The 16,555-nt window shown below is 70.6% G+C and carries 13 protein-coding genes; 12 read left to right on the top strand and 1 reads right to left on the bottom strand.

Going from position 1 to position 16,555, the window contains the following annotated elements; all coding sequences use genetic code 11:
* Positions 1-34 precede the first annotated feature (34 nt).
* The 7 genes from ACGIF2_RS13650 to mmsB all read left to right on the top strand — a co-directional run bounded on the left by ACGIF2_RS13650 (position 35) and on the right by mmsB (position 9,568).
* Entirely contained in the window at positions 35-1,015 is a 981-nt protein-coding gene (locus ACGIF2_RS13650) for a LacI family DNA-binding transcriptional regulator (protein WP_396047488.1), read from the top strand.
* A gap of 173 nt (positions 1,016-1,188) precedes the next feature.
* On the top strand, positions 1,189-2,910 hold the full coding sequence (araB, locus tag ACGIF2_RS13645; protein WP_396047486.1) for a ribulokinase: 1,722 nt from the start codon (positions 1,189-1,191) through the stop codon (positions 2,908-2,910).
* Complete coding sequence (locus tag ACGIF2_RS13640) at positions 2,907-3,593, top strand: L-ribulose-5-phosphate 4-epimerase (RefSeq protein ID WP_396047484.1); 687 nt, start codon at positions 2,907-2,909, stop codon at positions 3,591-3,593. The genes araB and ACGIF2_RS13640 overlap by 4 nt, the downstream gene beginning before the upstream one ends.
* A gap of 49 nt (positions 3,594-3,642) precedes the next feature.
* On the top strand, positions 3,643-5,151 hold the full coding sequence (gene araA / locus ACGIF2_RS13635; protein ID WP_396047482.1) for an L-arabinose isomerase: 1,509 nt from the start codon (positions 3,643-3,645) through the stop codon (positions 5,149-5,151).
* 383 nt (positions 5,152-5,534) lie between these two features.
* Positions 5,535-6,683: a multiple monosaccharide ABC transporter substrate-binding protein gene (gene chvE / locus ACGIF2_RS13630; RefSeq protein ID WP_396047480.1), complete on the top strand. Its 1,149-nt coding sequence runs from the start codon at positions 5,535-5,537 to the stop codon at positions 6,681-6,683.
* Positions 6,684-6,782: 99 nt separating this feature from the next.
* The gene (gene mmsA / locus ACGIF2_RS13625) at positions 6,783-8,321 is read left to right on the top strand and encodes a multiple monosaccharide ABC transporter ATP-binding protein (protein WP_396047478.1); all 1,539 of its coding nucleotides are present in this window, start codon (positions 6,783-6,785) and stop codon (positions 8,319-8,321) included.
* Positions 8,318-9,568: a multiple monosaccharide ABC transporter permease gene (gene mmsB, locus ACGIF2_RS13620; protein ID WP_396047476.1), complete on the top strand. Its 1,251-nt coding sequence runs from the start codon at positions 8,318-8,320 to the stop codon at positions 9,566-9,568. The genes mmsA and mmsB overlap by 4 nt, the downstream gene beginning before the upstream one ends.
* A 61-nt stretch (positions 9,569-9,629) precedes the next feature.
* On the opposite strand, the gene ACGIF2_RS13615 is transcribed toward mmsB, so the two are convergent.
* Complete coding sequence (locus ACGIF2_RS13615; protein ID WP_396047474.1) at positions 9,630-10,301, bottom strand: class I SAM-dependent methyltransferase; 672 nt, start codon at positions 10,299-10,301, stop codon at positions 9,630-9,632.
* Positions 10,302-10,487: 186 nt separating this feature from the next.
* On the opposite strand from ACGIF2_RS13615, the gene ACGIF2_RS13610 reads away from it, so the two are divergent.
* From ACGIF2_RS13610 to ACGIF2_RS13590, 5 genes are all read left to right on the top strand, one after another.
* Positions 10,488-11,486 (top strand): ABC transporter substrate-binding protein, encoded by a 999-nt coding sequence (locus tag ACGIF2_RS13610; protein WP_396047472.1) that lies wholly within the window; start codon positions 10,488-10,490, stop codon positions 11,484-11,486.
* A gap of 213 nt (positions 11,487-11,699) precedes the next feature.
* The gene (locus tag ACGIF2_RS13605; RefSeq protein ID WP_396047470.1) at positions 11,700-13,289 is read left to right on the top strand and encodes a sugar ABC transporter ATP-binding protein; all 1,590 of its coding nucleotides are present in this window, start codon (positions 11,700-11,702) and stop codon (positions 13,287-13,289) included.
* The gene (locus ACGIF2_RS13600; RefSeq protein WP_396047468.1) at positions 13,289-14,326 is read left to right on the top strand and encodes an ABC transporter permease; all 1,038 of its coding nucleotides are present in this window, start codon (positions 13,289-13,291) and stop codon (positions 14,324-14,326) included. Before ACGIF2_RS13605 ends, ACGIF2_RS13600 begins: the two co-directional genes overlap by 1 nt.
* Positions 14,326-15,369 (top strand): galactofuranose ABC transporter, permease protein YjfF, encoded by a 1,044-nt coding sequence (gene yjfF, locus ACGIF2_RS13595; protein WP_396047466.1) that lies wholly within the window; start codon positions 14,326-14,328, stop codon positions 15,367-15,369. The genes ACGIF2_RS13600 and yjfF overlap by 1 nt, the downstream gene beginning before the upstream one ends.
* Before the next feature lie 87 nt (positions 15,370-15,456).
* Positions 15,457-16,479 (top strand): LacI family DNA-binding transcriptional regulator, encoded by a 1,023-nt coding sequence (locus ACGIF2_RS13590; protein WP_396047464.1) that lies wholly within the window; start codon positions 15,457-15,459, stop codon positions 16,477-16,479.
* The last annotated feature ends 76 nt before the right edge of the window (positions 16,480-16,555 follow it).

Raw genomic sequence — 16,555 nt, 5'->3', positions numbered from 1 at the left:
GGGCAACGACGCGGGGAGCCGGCGCCCGCCGGCGATGAGCGACGTCGCTCAGGTCGCGGGCGTCTCGCACCAGACCGTCTCCCGCGTGCTCAACGACCACCCGAGCGTGCGCCCGGAGACGCGCGAGCGTGTCCTCGCGGCGATCGGCGAGCTCGGGTACCGGCGCAACAGCGCCGCGCGGGCGCTCGTGACGCGACGGTCGGGAACCATCGGCGTGGTGACGACAGGGTCGATGCTGTACGGGCCGACGAGCACGCTCGTGGGGCTCGAGGAGGCCGCGCGCGACGGCGGCTACTTCGTGAGCGTCGCGACGATCAGCCAGTTCGACGCGGGGACGATGCACCGCACGCTCGAGCACTTCATGGGGCAGGGCGTGGAGGGCATCGTCATCATCGCGCCGCAGGTCGAGGTGATGCGGGCGGTCGAGGACTTCGACGCGCCGGTGCCCGTGGTGATGATCAGCTCGGCGGCCCAGCCCGAGGCAGCGCACCTGCACACCGTCTCGGTCGACCAGCTGGACGGGGCGCGGCAGGCCACCCGGCACCTCATCGACGCGGGGCACTCCGAGGTGGTCCACGTCGCGGGGCCGTCCGACTGGTTCGACGCGCGCGACCGGCTCACGGGGTGGCGCGCCGAGTGTGCGGCGCGGGGTGTCGTGGCGCCGGCGCCGGTCGAGGCGGACTGGACGGCGGAGCGGGGCTACGCGGTGGGGCGGGCGATGGTCCGCGAGGGGGCGCCGTCGGCGGTCTTCGCGGCGAACGACCAGCTCGCACTCGGACTGCTGCGGGCGTTCTGGGAGGGTGGCCTGCGGGTCCCGGGTGACGTCGCCGTGGTGGGCTTCGACGACGCGACGGGGTCGGCGTACTTCATCCCGCCGCTCACGACCGTGCGCCAGGACTTCGTGGCGCTGGGGCGCCTGACGATGGAGGCGCTGACGGCGGCCCTCGAGGGTCGGCAGGTCACGCGGCACACGATCGCCGCGCAGCTCGTGGTCCGGTCCAGCTCGCGCGTCTGAGGGTTGCGGCCGGGGCGCGGGCGCGGTTGACGCGCGCCCCCATGTTAGCGTTAACATTGGTTCGGCCGCCGGCGTCCGCTGGTGGCCACGATGCCCGGCGGACGTCAGCGGCCTTCCAGTCGCAGACCATCGTTCCCAGGCGCCGAAGCCCGAGCGGACAAGGACGGACGACGATGGCGGTGGATCCCCAGCGAGCCCTCGTGGTGGGCGTGGACTACGGAACCCTCTCGGGCCGGGCGGTGGTCGTGCGGGTGAGCGACGGCGCCGAGCTCGGGACCGGTGTGCACGCGTACCCCCACGCGGTCATGGACCAGACCCTCACGGCAGGTCCCGCAGCCGAGGCCGGCCGCCCGGTGGCCCTGCCGCCCGAGTGGGCCCTGCAGGTCCCCGCCGACTACGTCGACGTGCTCAAGACGGCAGTGCCCGCCGCGATCGCGGCCGCGCAGGCCGAGCACGGCATCGACGTGAACGACGTGATCGGCATCGGCACCGACTTCACCGCGTGCACGATGGTCCCCACCACGGCCGACGGCACGCCGCTGTGCGAGCTGCCCGCGTTCGCGGACCGGCCGCACGCCTACGTCAAGCTGTGGAAGCACCACGCCGCGCAGTCGCACGCCGACCGCATCAACGCCCTCGCGCACGAGCGCGGCGAGTCCTGGATCAACCGCTACGGCGGTCTCATCTCGTCCGAGTGGGAGTTCGCCAAGGGGCTGCAGATCCTCGAGGAGGACCGCGAGGTCTACGACGCGATCGAGCACTGGGTCGAGGCCGCGGACTGGATCGTCTGGCAGCTGGGTGGTCGCTACGAGCGCAACGCCTGCACAGCGGGCTACAAGGGCATCTACCAGGACGGCCAGTACCCGAGCGAGGACTTCCTCGCCGCACTGAACCCCGACTTCGCGGGCTTCGTGGCCGACAAGGTCGAGCACCACATCGGCCAGCTCGGCGCGAGTGCGGGCCGCCTCACCGCCGAGGCCGCCGCCTGGACCGGGCTGCCCGAGGGCATCGCCGTGGCCGTGGGCAACGTCGACGCGCACGTCACGGCCCCCGCCGCGAACGCCGTCGAGCCCGGCCAGATGGTCGCGATCATGGGCACCTCGACGTGCCACGTCATGAACGGCGACGAGCTGCACGAGGTCCCGGGCATGTGCGGGGTCGTCGACGGCGGCATCGTCGACGGGCTGTGGGGCTACGAGGCCGGCCAGAGCGGCGTCGGCGACATCTTCGGCTGGTTCGTCGACAACGGCGTGCCGCCGGCCTACGTCTCGGCCGCTGCCGAGCGCGGGATCTCCGTGCACCAGCACCTCACCGAGCTCGCCGCCGAGCAGCAGATCGGCGAGCACGGGCTCGTCGCGCTCGACTGGCACTCGGGCAACCGCTCGGTGCTCGTCGACCACGAGCTCTCGGGCATCGTCGTCGGGCAGACGCTCGCGACCCGGCCCGAGGACACGTACCGCGCGCTGCTCGAGGCCACGGCCTTCGGCACCCGCACCATCGTCGAGGCGTTCACCACCTCGGGCGTCCCCGTCACCGAGCTCGTCGTCGCGGGCGGCCTGCTCAAGAACGCGCTGCTCATGCAGATCTACGCCGACGTGACGCGCCTGCCGCTCAGCACGATCGCCTCGGACCAGGGGCCCGCGCTCGGCTCCGCTATCCACGCGGCCGTCGCCGCCGGCGCGTACCCCGACGTGCGCACAGCCGCGAAGACCATGGGCAAGCGCACGGTCGCGGCGTACACGCCGATCGAGGAGAACGCGCAGCGCTACGACGCCCTGTTCGCCGAGTACACGCTGCTGCACGACTACTTCGGCCGCGGCGCGAACGAGGTCATGCACCGGCTCAAGGGCATCCGCCGCGAGGCACGTGCCGACCGTCTGGGGGCCGACGCGTGAGGGGGCTCGCAGGGTTCTCCGCCGAGGTCCAGGCCGAGGTCGCGCGCGTCCGTGAGGTCGTCGCGACCCTGCACGCCGAGCTGCCCCGCTGGGGGCTCGTGGTGTGGACCGCGGGCAACGTCTCCGAGCGCGTCGCCGGCGCGGACCTGTTCGTGATCAAGCCCTCGGGCGTGACGTACGACGAGCTGACGCCCGCGTCGATGGTCGTGTGCGACCTCGACGGGAACCTGGTGGACGGCGACCGCTCGCCGTCCTCCGACACCGCGGCGCACGCCTACGTCTACCGGAACATGCCCGAGGTCGGCGGCGTGGTGCACACGCACTCGACCTACGCCACGGCGTGGGCCGCGCGGGCGGAGCCGGTGCCGTGCGTGCTGACGATGATGGCCGACGAGTTCGGCGGGGACATCCCCATCGGGCCGTTCGCGCTGATCGGCGACGACTCGATCGGGCAGGGCATCGTCGAGACGCTCAAGGGCTCCCGCAGCCCGGCCGTGCTGATGCGCAACCACGGACCGTTCACGATCGGCAAGGACGCCAAGGCGGCGGTCAAGGCGGCCGTCATGGTCGAGGAGGTCGCCCGCACCGTGCACATCTCGCGCCAGCTCGGTGAGCCGCTGCCCATCGCGCCGGAGCACGTCGACTCGCTGTACGACCGGTACCAGAACGTCTACGGGCGCTGACGCCCGCACCCCAGCTCGACCCCGCACCACGAGACCCAGGAGCATCCGCATGAGCAAGCCGTACGCCGACCGCGAGGTCTGGTTCCTCACCGGCAGCCAGGACCTGTACGGCGAGGAGACGCTGCGCCAGGTCGCCGAGCAGTCGCAGGAGATCGCCCGGGCGCTCGACGCGTCCTCGGACGTGCCGGTGAACATCGTCTGGAAGCCCGTCCTGAAGGACTCGGCCTCGATCCGTCGCGCCGCGCTGGACGCGAACAGCGACGACAAGGTCATCGGCGTCATCGCGTGGATGCACACGTTCTCGCCCGCCAAGATGTGGATCGCGGGCCTGGACGCGCTGCGCACGCCGCTGCTGCACCTGCACACGCAGGCCAACGTCGAGCTGCCGTGGGACAGCATCGACATGGACTTCATGAACCTCAACCAGGCGGCGCACGGCGACCGCGAGTTCGGGTACATCCAGTCCCGCCTGGGCGTGGCCCGCAAGACCGTCGTGGGGCACCACTCGAACCCGGCCGTCGCGCAGTCGATCGGCACCTGGGTGCGGGCCGCCGCGGGCTGGGCCACGATGCACGACACCCGCCTGGCGCGGTTCGGCGACAACATGCGCAACGTCGCGGTCACCGAGGGCGACAAGACCGAGGCCGAGCTGCGGTTCGGCGTCTCGGTGAACACGTGGGCCGTCAACGAGCTCGTGGAGGCCGTCGACGCGGTCTCCGACGCGGACGTCGACGCGCTCGTGGCCGAGTACGAGGAGCTCTACGACGTCGTCCCCGAGCTGTGCAAGGGCGGCGAGCGCCACGAGTCGCTGCGCTACGGCGCACGTCAGGAGCTCGCGCTGCTGTCGTTCCTCGGCGAGCTGGGCGCCACGGCGTTCACCACGAACTTCGAGGACCTGGGCGCGCTGCGCCAGCTGCCCGGCCTGGCCGTGCAGCGCCTCATGGCGCAGGGCTACGGCTTCGGCGCCGAGGGGGACTGGAAGACGGCGCTGCTGGTCCGGGCCGCGAAGGTCATGGGCGAGGGGCTGCCCGGCGGCGCCTCCCTCATGGAGGACTACACCTACAACATGGTGCCCGGCGCGGAGAAGATCCTCGGCGCGCACATGCTCGAGATCTGCCCCACGCTGACCACGTCCAAGCCCAAGCTCGAGATCCACCCCCTGGGCATCGGCGGCAAGGAGGACCCGGTCCGTCTGGTCTTCGACACCGACCCGGGCAAGGGCGTCGTCGTGGCGCTGTCGGACATGCGCGACCGGTTCCGTCTCACCGCGAACGTGGTCGACGTCGTGGCCCCCGACGAGGAGCTGCCGAACCTTCCGGTCGCCCGCGCGGTGTGGGTGCCCGAGCCCGACTTCGCGACGTCGGCCGAGGCGTGGCTGACGGCCGGTGCCGCGCACCACACTGTGCTCACCACGGCCGTAGGCCTCGAGGTCTGGGAGGACTTCGCGGAGATCGCCCGCACCGAGCTGCTGGTGATCGACAAGGACACCACGCGGCGCGGCTTCAAGGACGCGATCCGCTGGAACGCGGCGTACTACCGGCTGGCGCAGGGGATCTGATGCCCTGAGCCGGGCGGTCCCACCGTTCGACAATTGAAGAATGCAGACGCCCCGGACCTCCTTGCGAGGCCCGGGCGTCTGTGCTGACCGACATTCTTTGTGACGTCGCGGGCCGTTATTGATCTGCAACCTGAGATCGCCCGCTCTTGGCTTGACGAAATGAATGCACCACCCGATGGTTGTGACGTGCTCAATGAAGAGCCGAATGCATCGGATGCAGGACCCCCCTGCACCGCGGGTCACGGGTAGGACGCCCGTCACCCACCGCACGACGGTCGGCCGCCACCGGCGTTCCGACAGGACGAGCCCCCGGTCAGACCGGGACGACCGGTCCCCCCGGTCAGCACGAAGGTCATCAGCACGTTCTCAAAGAGGAGACGGACATGAAGAACCTCAAGTTCGCGGCGGTCGGCGCAGCCCTCGCCCTCAGCCTGGCCGCGTGCTCGGGTGGCGGAGCGGGTGGCGAGACCACCGACGACGCCTCCGCGCCGGCCGACGACGGCGTCACGACCATCGGCGTCGCGATGCCGACCCAGACCTCCGAGCGCTGGATCGCCGACGGCGCGGCGGTCGAGAAGGGCCTCAAGGACGCCGGTTACGAGGTCAACCTGCAGTTCGGCAACGACGACATCCCGACCCAGCAGCAGCAGATCGACCAGATGATCACCCAGGGCGTCGACCTGCTCATCGTGGCGTCGATCGACGGCACCGCGCTGGCCAACCAGCTCGAGGCCGCAGCCAAGAAGAACATCCCGGTCATCGCCTACGACCGCCTGATCAACGGCACCGACAACGTCGACTTCTACGTGACGTTCGACAACTACAACGTGGGCGTCCAGCAGGCCACGTCGCTGCTGGTGGGCCTCGGCCTGCTCGCGGAGGACGGCAAGACGGCCGGCACCGCGACCGGCCCGTTCAACGTCGAGCTGTTCGCCGGGTCGCTCGACGACAACAACGCGAAGTTCTTCTGGGACGGTGCGATCGACACGCTCAAGCCCTACATGGACAAGGGCACGATCGTCGTGAAGTCGGGCCAGACGGACATCGAGAAGGCCGCCACGTTGCGCTGGCTCCAGGAGACCGCGCAGAAGCGCATGGAGGACCTGCTCACCTCCACGTACTCCGACGGCACCAAGGTCGACGGCGTGCTCTCGCCGTACGACGGAATCTCGCGCGGCATCATCACGGCGCTGCAGAACGCGGGCTACGGCCCGGGCATGGACGCCGGTCTGCCGATCGTGACCGGCCAGGACGCCGAGATCGCCTCGGTCAAGCTCATCAACGACGGCGTGCAGTTCGCGACGATCTTCAAGGACACGCGCAAGCTCGCCGCGCAGGCCGTGACCGCCGCGCAGTCCTTCCTCGACGGCGGGACCCCCGAGGCGAACGACACCGAGACGTACGACAACGGCAACAAGATCGTGCCGTCGTACCTCCTCGAGTCGGACATCGTCTACGCCGGCAACATCCAGAAGCTGCTCATCGACTCGGGCTACTGGAGCGAGGCGCAGGTCGCGAGCGGCCAGGCCTGACCAGGTCCTACCCGCAGGGCGGGGTCGCCGGCACGCACGTGCCGGCGATCCCGTCCCGCGAGGTCCCCAGCCCGCACGAGCAAGGACGGTCGAGGCCGCATGAGCGACCACATTCTTGAGATGCATTCCATCACCAAGACCTTTCCCGGGGTCAAGGCGCTGCAGGACGTCTCGCTGAACGTCAGGCGAGGTGAGATCCACGCGATCTGCGGTGAGAACGGAGCCGGGAAGTCCACCCTGATGAAGGTCCTGTCCGGGGTGCATCCCGCGGGCACCTACGACGGCGACATCGTGTTCGAGGGGGAGAAGGTCGAGTTCGGCTCGATCAACGACTCCGAGGACGAGGGGATCGTCATCATCCACCAGGAGCTGGCGCTCGTGCCGTTCCTGTCGGTCGCCGAGAACATCTTCCTGGGCAACGAGCACTCGTCGCGCGGGTTCATCGACTGGAACCGCGCCAACGCGGCGGCCGCTGAGCTGCTCGCGCGGGTGGGCCTCGACGAGAACCCCGTCACGCCCGTCGGTCAGCTCGGGGTCGGCAAGCAGCAGCTCGTGGAGATCGCGAAGGCGCTGTCGAAGCGCGTCAAGCTCCTCATCCTCGACGAGCCCACCGCAGCGCTGAACGACTCCGACTCGGAGCACCTGCTCGGGCTGCTGCGCCAGCTCCAGGAGCAGGGCATCACGTCGATCATGATCTCCCACAAGCTGGGCGAGATCGCCTCGATCGCGGACTCCACGACGATCATCCGGGACGGGCGCACGATCGAGACGCTCGACATGCGCGCGGGCGACGTCACGCAGGAACGGATCATCAAGGCCATGGTCGGGCGCGACCTCGACCAGCGCTTCCCCGACCACGTCTCGCACCCCGGCGAGGAGGTGCTCCGGATCGAGGACTGGACCGTGCACCACCCGACCCAGCCGGGCCGGATCGTGGTCGACGGCGCCACGCTGTCGGTGCGGGCCGGCGAGATCGTGGGCATCGCCGGGCTCATGGGAGCGGGCCGCACCGAGCTGGCGATGAGCGTGTTCGGTCGCAGCTACGGCCGCAACATCACGGGACGCGTGTACCTGCGCGGCCAGGAGATCCGCACCCGCACCGTGAGCGAGGCCATCGGGCACGGCATCGCGTACGCGACCGAGGACCGCAAGAAGTACGGCCTCAACCTCATCGAGGACGTCCGCCGGAACATCTCGGCGGCGAGCCTCGAGAAGCTCTCGCAGGCCGGGTGGGTCAACGGCAACGAGGAGGTCAAGGTCGCCGAGGACTACCGCCGGTCGATGAACATCAAGACGCCCACGGTCATGGCCCTCGCGGGCAAGCTCTCGGGCGGCAACCAGCAGAAGGTCGTCCTCAGCAAGTGGATCCACACGGACCCGGACGTGCTGATCCTGGACGAGCCCACGCGCGGCATCGACGTCGGCGCCAAGTACGAGATCTACACGATCATCAACCGCCTCGCGGACGAGGGGAAGGCCGTCCTCGTCATCTCCTCCGAGCTGCCCGAGCTGCTCGGCATCTGCGACCGCATCTACACGCTCTCCGCAGGGCGCATCACCGGTGTGCTGCCCCGCGACGAGGCCACCCAGGAGAGCCTCATGGAGCTCATGACCAAGGAGAGGGACCAGGTCCGATGAACGCATTCGCATCCCTGCAGCAGATCTTCACGCGGAACCTGCGGCAGTCCGGCATCTTCGTCGCGTTCGCGGCCATCGTCGGCCTGTTCACGGTGCTCACCCACGGGGTGCTGCTCAGCCCGGGCAACCTCACCAACATCGTCCTGCAGTACTCGTACATCCTGATCCTCGCGATCGGCATGGTCATCGTCATCATCGGCGGCCACATCGACCTCTCCGTGGGGTCGGTCGTCGCGCTCACAGGCGCCGTCTCCGCGGTGCTCGTGATCCGCGAGGGCCAGCCGTGGTGGGTCGGCGTGCTCGCCGCGCTCGCCGTGGGCGTCGTCGTCGGTGCCTGGCAGGGCTTCTGGGTCGCGTACGTGGGCATCCCCGCGTTCATCGTGACGCTGGCCGGCATGCTGCTGTTCCGCGGCATGACGCTCCAGGTGCTCGACAACATCTCGCTGTCGCCGTTCCCCGACTCGTACAAGGTCATCGCGGGCGGGTTCCTCAACGGGTTCCTGGGCGGTCAGGGCTACGACGTGTTCACGCTCGTCGTAGCGGCCCTGGGGGTGGGCGGCTTCGCGTTCAGCGCCTACCGCTCGCGCCGCGCACGCATCGCCTACCAGCAGCTGGTCGAGAGCCTGCCGCTGTTCGTGCTCCGGCTCGTGGCCGTCGCCGCGGTCGTCATGGCGTTCGCCTACCAGCTCGCGCGCAGCCGTGGCCTGCCCGTCGTGCTGATCATCCTGGGCGTGCTGATCATGGTCTACAGCGTGGTGACGACCCGGACGGTCTTCGGTCGGCACGTCTACGCGATCGGCGGCAACCTCAGCGCTGCCCAGCTCTCGGGCGTGAAGGTCAAGCGCGTCAACTTCTGGATCATGACGAACATGGGCTTCATGGCCTCGGTGGCCGGCGTCGTGTACTCGTCGCGGTCCAACGGTGCACAGCCCGCGGCGGGCCAGATGTTCGAGCTCGACGCGATCGCGGCCGGCTTCATCGGCGGCGCCGCCGTGACGGGTGGCGTCGGCACCGTGGTCGGCGCCATGATCGGTGGTCTGGTCATGGCCGTCATGACCAACGGCATGCAGCTCATGGGGATCGACCAGTCGATCCAGCAGATGATCAAGGGCCTGGTGCTGCTCCTGGCCGTGGCCTTCGACGTCTACAACAAGCGCCGGGCCACCACCGCGTCGGACGACCGGACGGTCAAGGCGACTCCCAAGGTGGCGTCGACCGAGGGCGAGCCGGTGGTCGCCGGCCGCTGACGCACGCGGCCTGTGCAGGCCGGGACGACGGGGCGGGGTGCCGGGTCGGCACCCCGCCCCGTCATGTGCGCCGGGTCGGCTGTCGATCCGCGTGCCAGACGGCGGTGTAGCGCCAGAACAGGCCGCGTCGGACTCTGACTCCTGGCAGAGCAGCACGGAGCGCTTCCTTGATCTGCCGGTACGAGTCGGACGCCGGAGCGGTCGGTGCGGTCATGTTCTCGGGCTGCCCGGCGGCGCGTCGGGGATGCCGCACGAGGCCGACGATCGGGTTGAGCACGAGCGAGACGGTCGAGAGCAGGGTGTCGGTTCGCTCCTCCCGGTAGAGCCCGACGATCACCAGTCGTCCACCGGGGGCGACGGCAGCGCGGGCGGCGTCGAGCCCCTCGCTGAGCGGAAGATGGTGCAGCACGGCGACCATCGACACGAAGTCGTAGCGCTCCGCGTCGGCGGGGAACGTCCCGGTGACCACTGTCGCCGCGGGCATCGAGCTCACCGCCGAGACAGCACGTGCCGCGGTCGCAGGGGCCGCCTCGATTCCCACCACGCGCGGGAAGAGCAGCGCGAGGCGACGGAGCAGGTTCCCGGTGCCGCACCCGACATCGATCGCGCTGACGCCGCCCTCGCGACGCGCCCGCCTCGCATGACGCATCACCAACGCGGAGTACGCGTCGTTGTGCGACCAGGGGTGCGCCTGGTTCACCCGGTCGATCGCACTCAGCAGATCCGCTGTCATCCCGCCATCCAAGCAAGAGCGGCAGGCCGGCGGGCCTCCTTTCGGCCGCGGGCTCCCCGTGGACCTGCGCCGTTGCGGGTGTTACCGATCCGTTATCTCCTGATTGCCCCGGTTGAACAATGTGAGCGTTAACATTGAAACCGGGTCGAAGCGGACCCTCACCGGTGCGACTCAAGGAGGAGAAGCATGGTCAGCAGGAACACGCGGCGCGCCCTCGCGGCGGGCGCCGCAGCAGCCCTGGCCCTCGGGCTCACGGCCTGCGCCAACGACTCGGACTCCGGTTCGGGCTCGACCGAAGGCGGGGGCGGCGACGAGCAGATCGTGATGGGCTTCGCGCAGGTCGGTGCCGAGAGCGGGTGGCGCACCGCCAACACGACGTCGATCCAGGACGCCGCCGAGGAGGCAGGCATCGACCTGAAGTTCTCCGACGCGCAGCAGAAGCAGGAGAACCAGATCAAGGCCATCCGCTCCTACATCCAGCAGAAGGTCGACGTGATCGCCTTCTCGCCCGTGGTGGAGACCGGCTGGGACACGGTGCTCAAGGAGGCCCAGGACGCCGGCATCCCGGTGATCCTCACCGACCGTGCCGTCGACTCCGCGGACACGTCGCTGTACGTGACGTTCCTCGGCTCGGACTTCGTCGAGGAGGGCAAGAAGGCCGGGCAGTGGGTCGTCGACGAGTTCGGCTCCGAGCCCACGAACATCGTGGAGCTGCAGGGCACCACAGGTTCCGCCCCGGCCATCGACCGCAAGGAGGGGTTCGAGGAGGTGCTGGCGGGCAAGTCCAACTTCACGGTGATCGCCTCGCAGACCGGTGACTTCACGCGCGACGGCGGCAAGAAGGTCATGGAGGCGTTCCTGCAGCAGAACCCCGACATCGACCTGGTCTACGCGCACAACGACGACATGGGCCTGGGTGCGATCGAGGCGATCGAGGCCGCCGGCAAGGTGCCCGGCCAGGACATCAAGATCGTCACGGTCGACGCGGTCAAGGACGGGATGCAGGCCCTGGCCGACGGGAAGATCAACTTCATCGTCGAGTGCTCGCCGCTGCTCGGCCCGCAGCTGATGGAGATCACCCGGGCTGTGCTCGCGGGCGAGACCGTCGAGCCACGCATCATCACCGAGGAGACGACCTTCACCCAGGAGCAGGCCATCGAGGCGCTGCCCACGCGGCAGTACTGACCGCCATCCCGCGCGCCGCGGTGCGCGCGGCCTGGCAGGGCCCGTGCGGGCCCGACCGGATCCCCTCCGGCCGATCCCGCACGGGCTCGGTCGCGGTCGGCCCGGAGCCGCGGGGCTCGGACCGCCGCACGACGTGCGCACCGCGTCCCGCACGTCGCCGCATCCCGCGCAGCGCCAGCACCGTCGGCCTGCGCCCACCGGAAGGCACCGCCCATGGCTCACGCCACCCCGCCCGCAGCCACCACCCCCGGGCCGGCCGCGCCGCCGCCCGAGGTGCGGGTGCAGATGACCGGCATCACTGTCGAGTTCCCCGGCGTCCGGGCGCTGCACGACGTCGACCTCACCCTGTACGCGGGGGAGGTGCACGCCCTGCTCGGTGAGAACGGCGCCGGCAAGTCCACGTTGATCAAGGCGCTCACGGGCGTGCGCCCACCGGATGCGGGCGAGATCCGCGTCGGCGGCCAGGTCGTGGCCATCCACGGCCCCGCGCAGGCGCAGGACCTGGGCATCAGCACCGTGTACCAGGAGGTCAACCTCTGCCCCAACCTGTCGGTGGCGGAGAACATCATGCTGGGCCGCGAGCCGCGCCGAGGGCCGGGCATCGACTGGCGCGGCATGCGGCGCCAGGCCGCGGAGGTGCTGGGCCGCCTGAACGTGGACATCGACCCGGCGTCCCCGCTGTCGGCGCACTCGATCGCGGTGCAGCAGCTCGTGGCCATCGCGCGCGCGATGCAGGTGGACGCCCAGGTGCTCATCCTCGACGAGCCCACGTCGAGCCTCGACGCCGACGAGGTCGCCGAGCTGTTCCGGGTGATGCGCGGGCTGCGCGAGGACGGCGTCGCGATCCTGTTCGTCACGCACTTCCTCGAGCAGGTCGACGAGATCGCCGATCGCCTCACAGTGCTCCGCAACGGGGCCCGGGTGGGGGAGCGGCGCACGGGCGAGATGACCCGGCTCGAGCTGGTGTCGCTGATGATCGGGCGGGAGCTCGCGGTCCTCGAGGACATCGCGCTGGACACCGAGACCCGCGACGAGGCCGGGGCACAGGGCGGCTCGGACGCCGGGCCGCAGCCGTTCGTGCGGGCGATCGGGCTGGGCAGGCGGGGGTCGATCGAGCCCTTCGACCTGGACGTCTACCCCGGTGAGGTCGTCGGGCTGGCGGGCCTGCTGGGGTCGGGCCGCAGCGAGCTGGCGCGCCTGCTGTTCGGCGCGGACCACGCGGACGCCGGCACGCTCGAGGTCGAGGGCACCCCGGTGCGGCTGCGCACGCCGCGCAACGCCATCGTCGAGCGCATCGCGTTCTCCTCCGAGAACCGCAAGACCGAGGGACTCGTGGAGGACCTCACCGTGCGGGAGAACATCGTGCTGGGGCTGCAGGCCGCGCGGGGGTGGGCCCGGCGGGTCCCGCAGCGCAAGCAGGACGAGCTGACGGCGCACTACATCGAGGCGCTCGGCATCCGGCCCGCCAACCCGGAGGCGCTCGTGCGGAACCTCTCGGGCGGCAACCAGCAGAAGGTGCTGCTGGCGCGGTGGCTCGCCACGGCGCCCCGGCTGCTGATCCTCGACGAACCCACCCGCGGCATCGACGTGGGCGCCAAGGCCGAGATCCAGAAGCTGGTGCAGGAGCTCGCGGCGCAGGGGATGGCTGTCGTGTTCATCTCGGCCGAGCTGGACGAGGTGCTGCGCCTGAGCCACCGCATCGCGGTGCTGCGCGACCGCCGCAAGGTCGCAGAGATCGCCAACGGTCCGGACGTCACAGCGCGTGACGTCCTCGAGCTCATCGCGAGCGGAGGGCAGGAGTGATGCGCAGGCTCGTCCGGTCGAGCGTGTTCTGGCCGCTGGTGGCCCTGGTGCTGCTCCTGGCGGTGAACGTGGCGGCGCGGCCCGGGTTCCTCGGGGTCCGCATGCAGGACGGGCACCTGTACGGGTCGATGATCGACATCCTGCGCAACACCTCGCCGATCCTGCTGGTGGCGATCGGCATGACGCTGGTCATCGCGACGCGCGGCATCGACCTGTCGGTGGGGGCGCTGGTCGCCATCGCGGGTGCCGTGGCCTGCACGCAGATCGCCGCGTCGCCCACGCCGGGCTCGGCGTCGACCGTGCTGATCGCCGTCGGCACCGCGGTGCTGGTGTGCCTCGTGCTCGGCGCCTGGAACGGGTTCCTGGTGGCGGTGGTGGGCATCCAGCCGATCATCGCGACGCTGATCCTGATGACGGCCGGGCGGGGCATCGCCATGCTCGTCACCGGCGGGCAGATCACCACGGTGAACAGCCCGCTGTACAAGTCGATCGGCGCCGGGTACCTGCTGACCCTGCCGGTGTCCGCGATCATCGCGGGCGTGGTGCTGGGCGCGACGGCCCTGCTGACCCGGCGCACCGCGCTCGGCACCCTCGTCGAGTCCGTCGGCATCAACCCCGAGGCCAGCCGCCTCGCCGGGGTCCGCGCGCGCAGCATCATCTGGACCGTCTACGTGTTCAGCGCCCTGTGCGCGGCGATCGCCGGGATCCTGATCAGCTCGAACGTCACGGCTGCCGACGCGAACAACAACGGCCTGTGGATCGAGCTCGACGCGATCCTCGCTGTGGTCATCGGCGGGACGTCGCTCATGGGCGGCAAGTTCTCGCTCACCGGCACGCTGATCGGGGCGTTCATCATCGAGACGTTGCGCATCACCGTCATCTCGTTGGGCATCGCCCCGGAGGTCACGCTCGTGTTCAAGGCCGTGGTGGTGATCCTGGTCTGCCTGCTGCAGTCGCCGGTCGTCCAGCGCAGGTTCCGGGCCCGGCGCAGAGCCGTGGCCCAGGAGCACGGCGAGGCCGTCGAGGTCGTGGCGTGATGGCCGCGACCGAGGTGCAGACCGGGGCCCAGACCCGCACGGCCCGCACCAGGGGGACGTCCCCGCTGGCCCGCTACGGGTCGGTGCTCGCGACGCTCGTGACCCTGGTGCTCGTGTTCGTCATCGGCTCCACCCGGTACACCGGGTTCCTGGACAGCCAGACGATCCTCAACCTGTTCATCGACAACGCGTTCCTCATCGTGCTCGCTGTCGGCATGACGTTCGTGATCCTCACCGGCGGCATCGACCTGTCCGTGGGTGCGGTCATGGCGCTGTCCACGATGGTCACCGCGCGGCTGCTGATCGCGGGGTGGGCGCCCGGGCCGGTGATCGCCGCGGTGCTGGTGCTGGGCTGCGTGTTCGGGCTCGGCGTGGGCCTGTTCATCCGGGTGTTCGAGGTGCAGCCGTTCATCGCCACCCTGGCCGCCATGTTCCTGGCCCGCGGGCTGTGCTTCGTGGTCAGCCCCAGCTCGCTGTCCATCACCGACCCGTTCTTCGTGGACCTGTCGCAGAGCCGCATCCGGCTGTGGCCCACCGGCACGGCGTTCGACGGTCGCACGCTGTACGCGTTCATCTCCCCGAGCGTCATCGTGGCGCTGGTGATCGTCGCGGTGGCGATGTGGCTGCTGCACGGCACGCGGTTCGGCCGCACCGTGTACGCGATCGGCGGGAACCAGGGCTCGGCCGAGCTGATGGGGCTGCCCGTCGCCCGCACCCAGGTGCTGGTCTACGTGGTCAGCGGGGCCTGCTCGGCGATCGGCGGGCTGCTGTTCGCGATGTACTCGCTCTCCGGCTACGCGCTCACCGGCGTAGGGGTCGAGCTGGACGCGATCTCGGCGGTGGTGATCGGCGGGACGCTGCTCACCGGGGGCTCGGGGTTCGTGATCGGCTCGCTGCTGGGCGTGCTGGTGCTCGGCACCATCCAGACGATCATCAGCTTCGAGGGGACCCTCAGCTCGTGGTGGACCAAGATCGTGATCGGCGCGCTGCTGCTGGTCTTCGTCGTCCTCCAGCGGCTCCTGATCATCCGACGCCGCACGTGACCCGTCGCACGTAGCCCGCCGCGCGCGCCACGCGGGTCGGGGAGGCGTCCCAGGTGTGGCCTGCGGCGTCGTCGCTAGGCTCTGGGTGTGACCGACCCCTCTCGCCGCAGGCCGCCAGTCATCGCCGACGTCGCCCGGGTGGCCGGCGTCTCGGTGCCGACCGTCTCACGCGTGCTCACCGGCTCGACGCCCGTGAGCGAGGAGAAGCGTGCGCTGGTCCACGCCGCGATCGAGAAGCTGGGGTACCGCCCGAACGCCGCCGCGCGCGCGCTCGTGAGCGGGCGGCACTCGATGATCTCGGTGCTCGCGGGCAACACCACGCGGTACGGGTACGCGGCGACGCTCCAGGGGGTCGAGGAGGCGGCGCGTGCCGCCGGGTACCTCGTGGTCATCACCGTGGTCGAGTCGGACGAGCCCGACGTGGTCGACTCCGCGGTGGGTCTGGTGCTGGGGCAGGCGGTCGCGGGGGCGGTGGTCCTCGAGTTCGACGCGGCGGGGATCGCCGCGGCGCGGGCCGTGCCGGGCTCGGTGCCCGTGGTCACGGTCTCGGCGACACGGCCGGGCACCCACGCGCGCCCGCACGCCGAGCTCGACGACCGGTGCGCCGCCGCGGAGGCTGTCGACTACCTGCTGGGTCTGGGCCACCGCACCGTGCACCACGTGTCGATCCCGTCGACAGGCCCCGAGGTGGGGCGCACGCTCGGCTGGCGTGATGCGCTGGTCGCCGCGGGGGCTCCGGTGACCGAGCCGATGGCGCCGGGCTGGCACCCGTCGGCAGGGTACGACGCGGGGGTCCACCTGGCGCGTGACCCGGAGGTCACGGCTGTGCTCGCGGGCAACGACCAGCTCGCGATCGGGCTGATGCGGGCGTTCATGGACGCGGGCCGTTCGGTGCCCGAGGACGTGAGCGTGGTCGGCTTCGACGACGAGCCGTTCGCGGAGATGTGGTCGCCCGCGCTGACGACGGTGCGTCAGGACTTCGTGGGTCTGGGGCACCGGGCCTTCGCGCTGCTCGACGAGCAGCTGCGCACGGGCACGTCGGAGGCGCGCTCGACCGCCGTCCCACGCCTCGTGGTGCGGGGCAGCGCGGCACCACCGCCGCAGGCCTGAGAGCGCGTCCACCTGGCGAACACCCCCGGGGGTGCGCTGCCGCATGTCGTCGCCGATCGGGAGGGCCTCTGTGCCG

The sequence above is a fragment of the Cellulomonas sp. P22 genome, assembly GCF_044392165.1.
The sequence above is the reverse complement of the archived record's forward strand: the minus strand, read 5'-3'. Positions and strand labels throughout refer to the sequence as shown.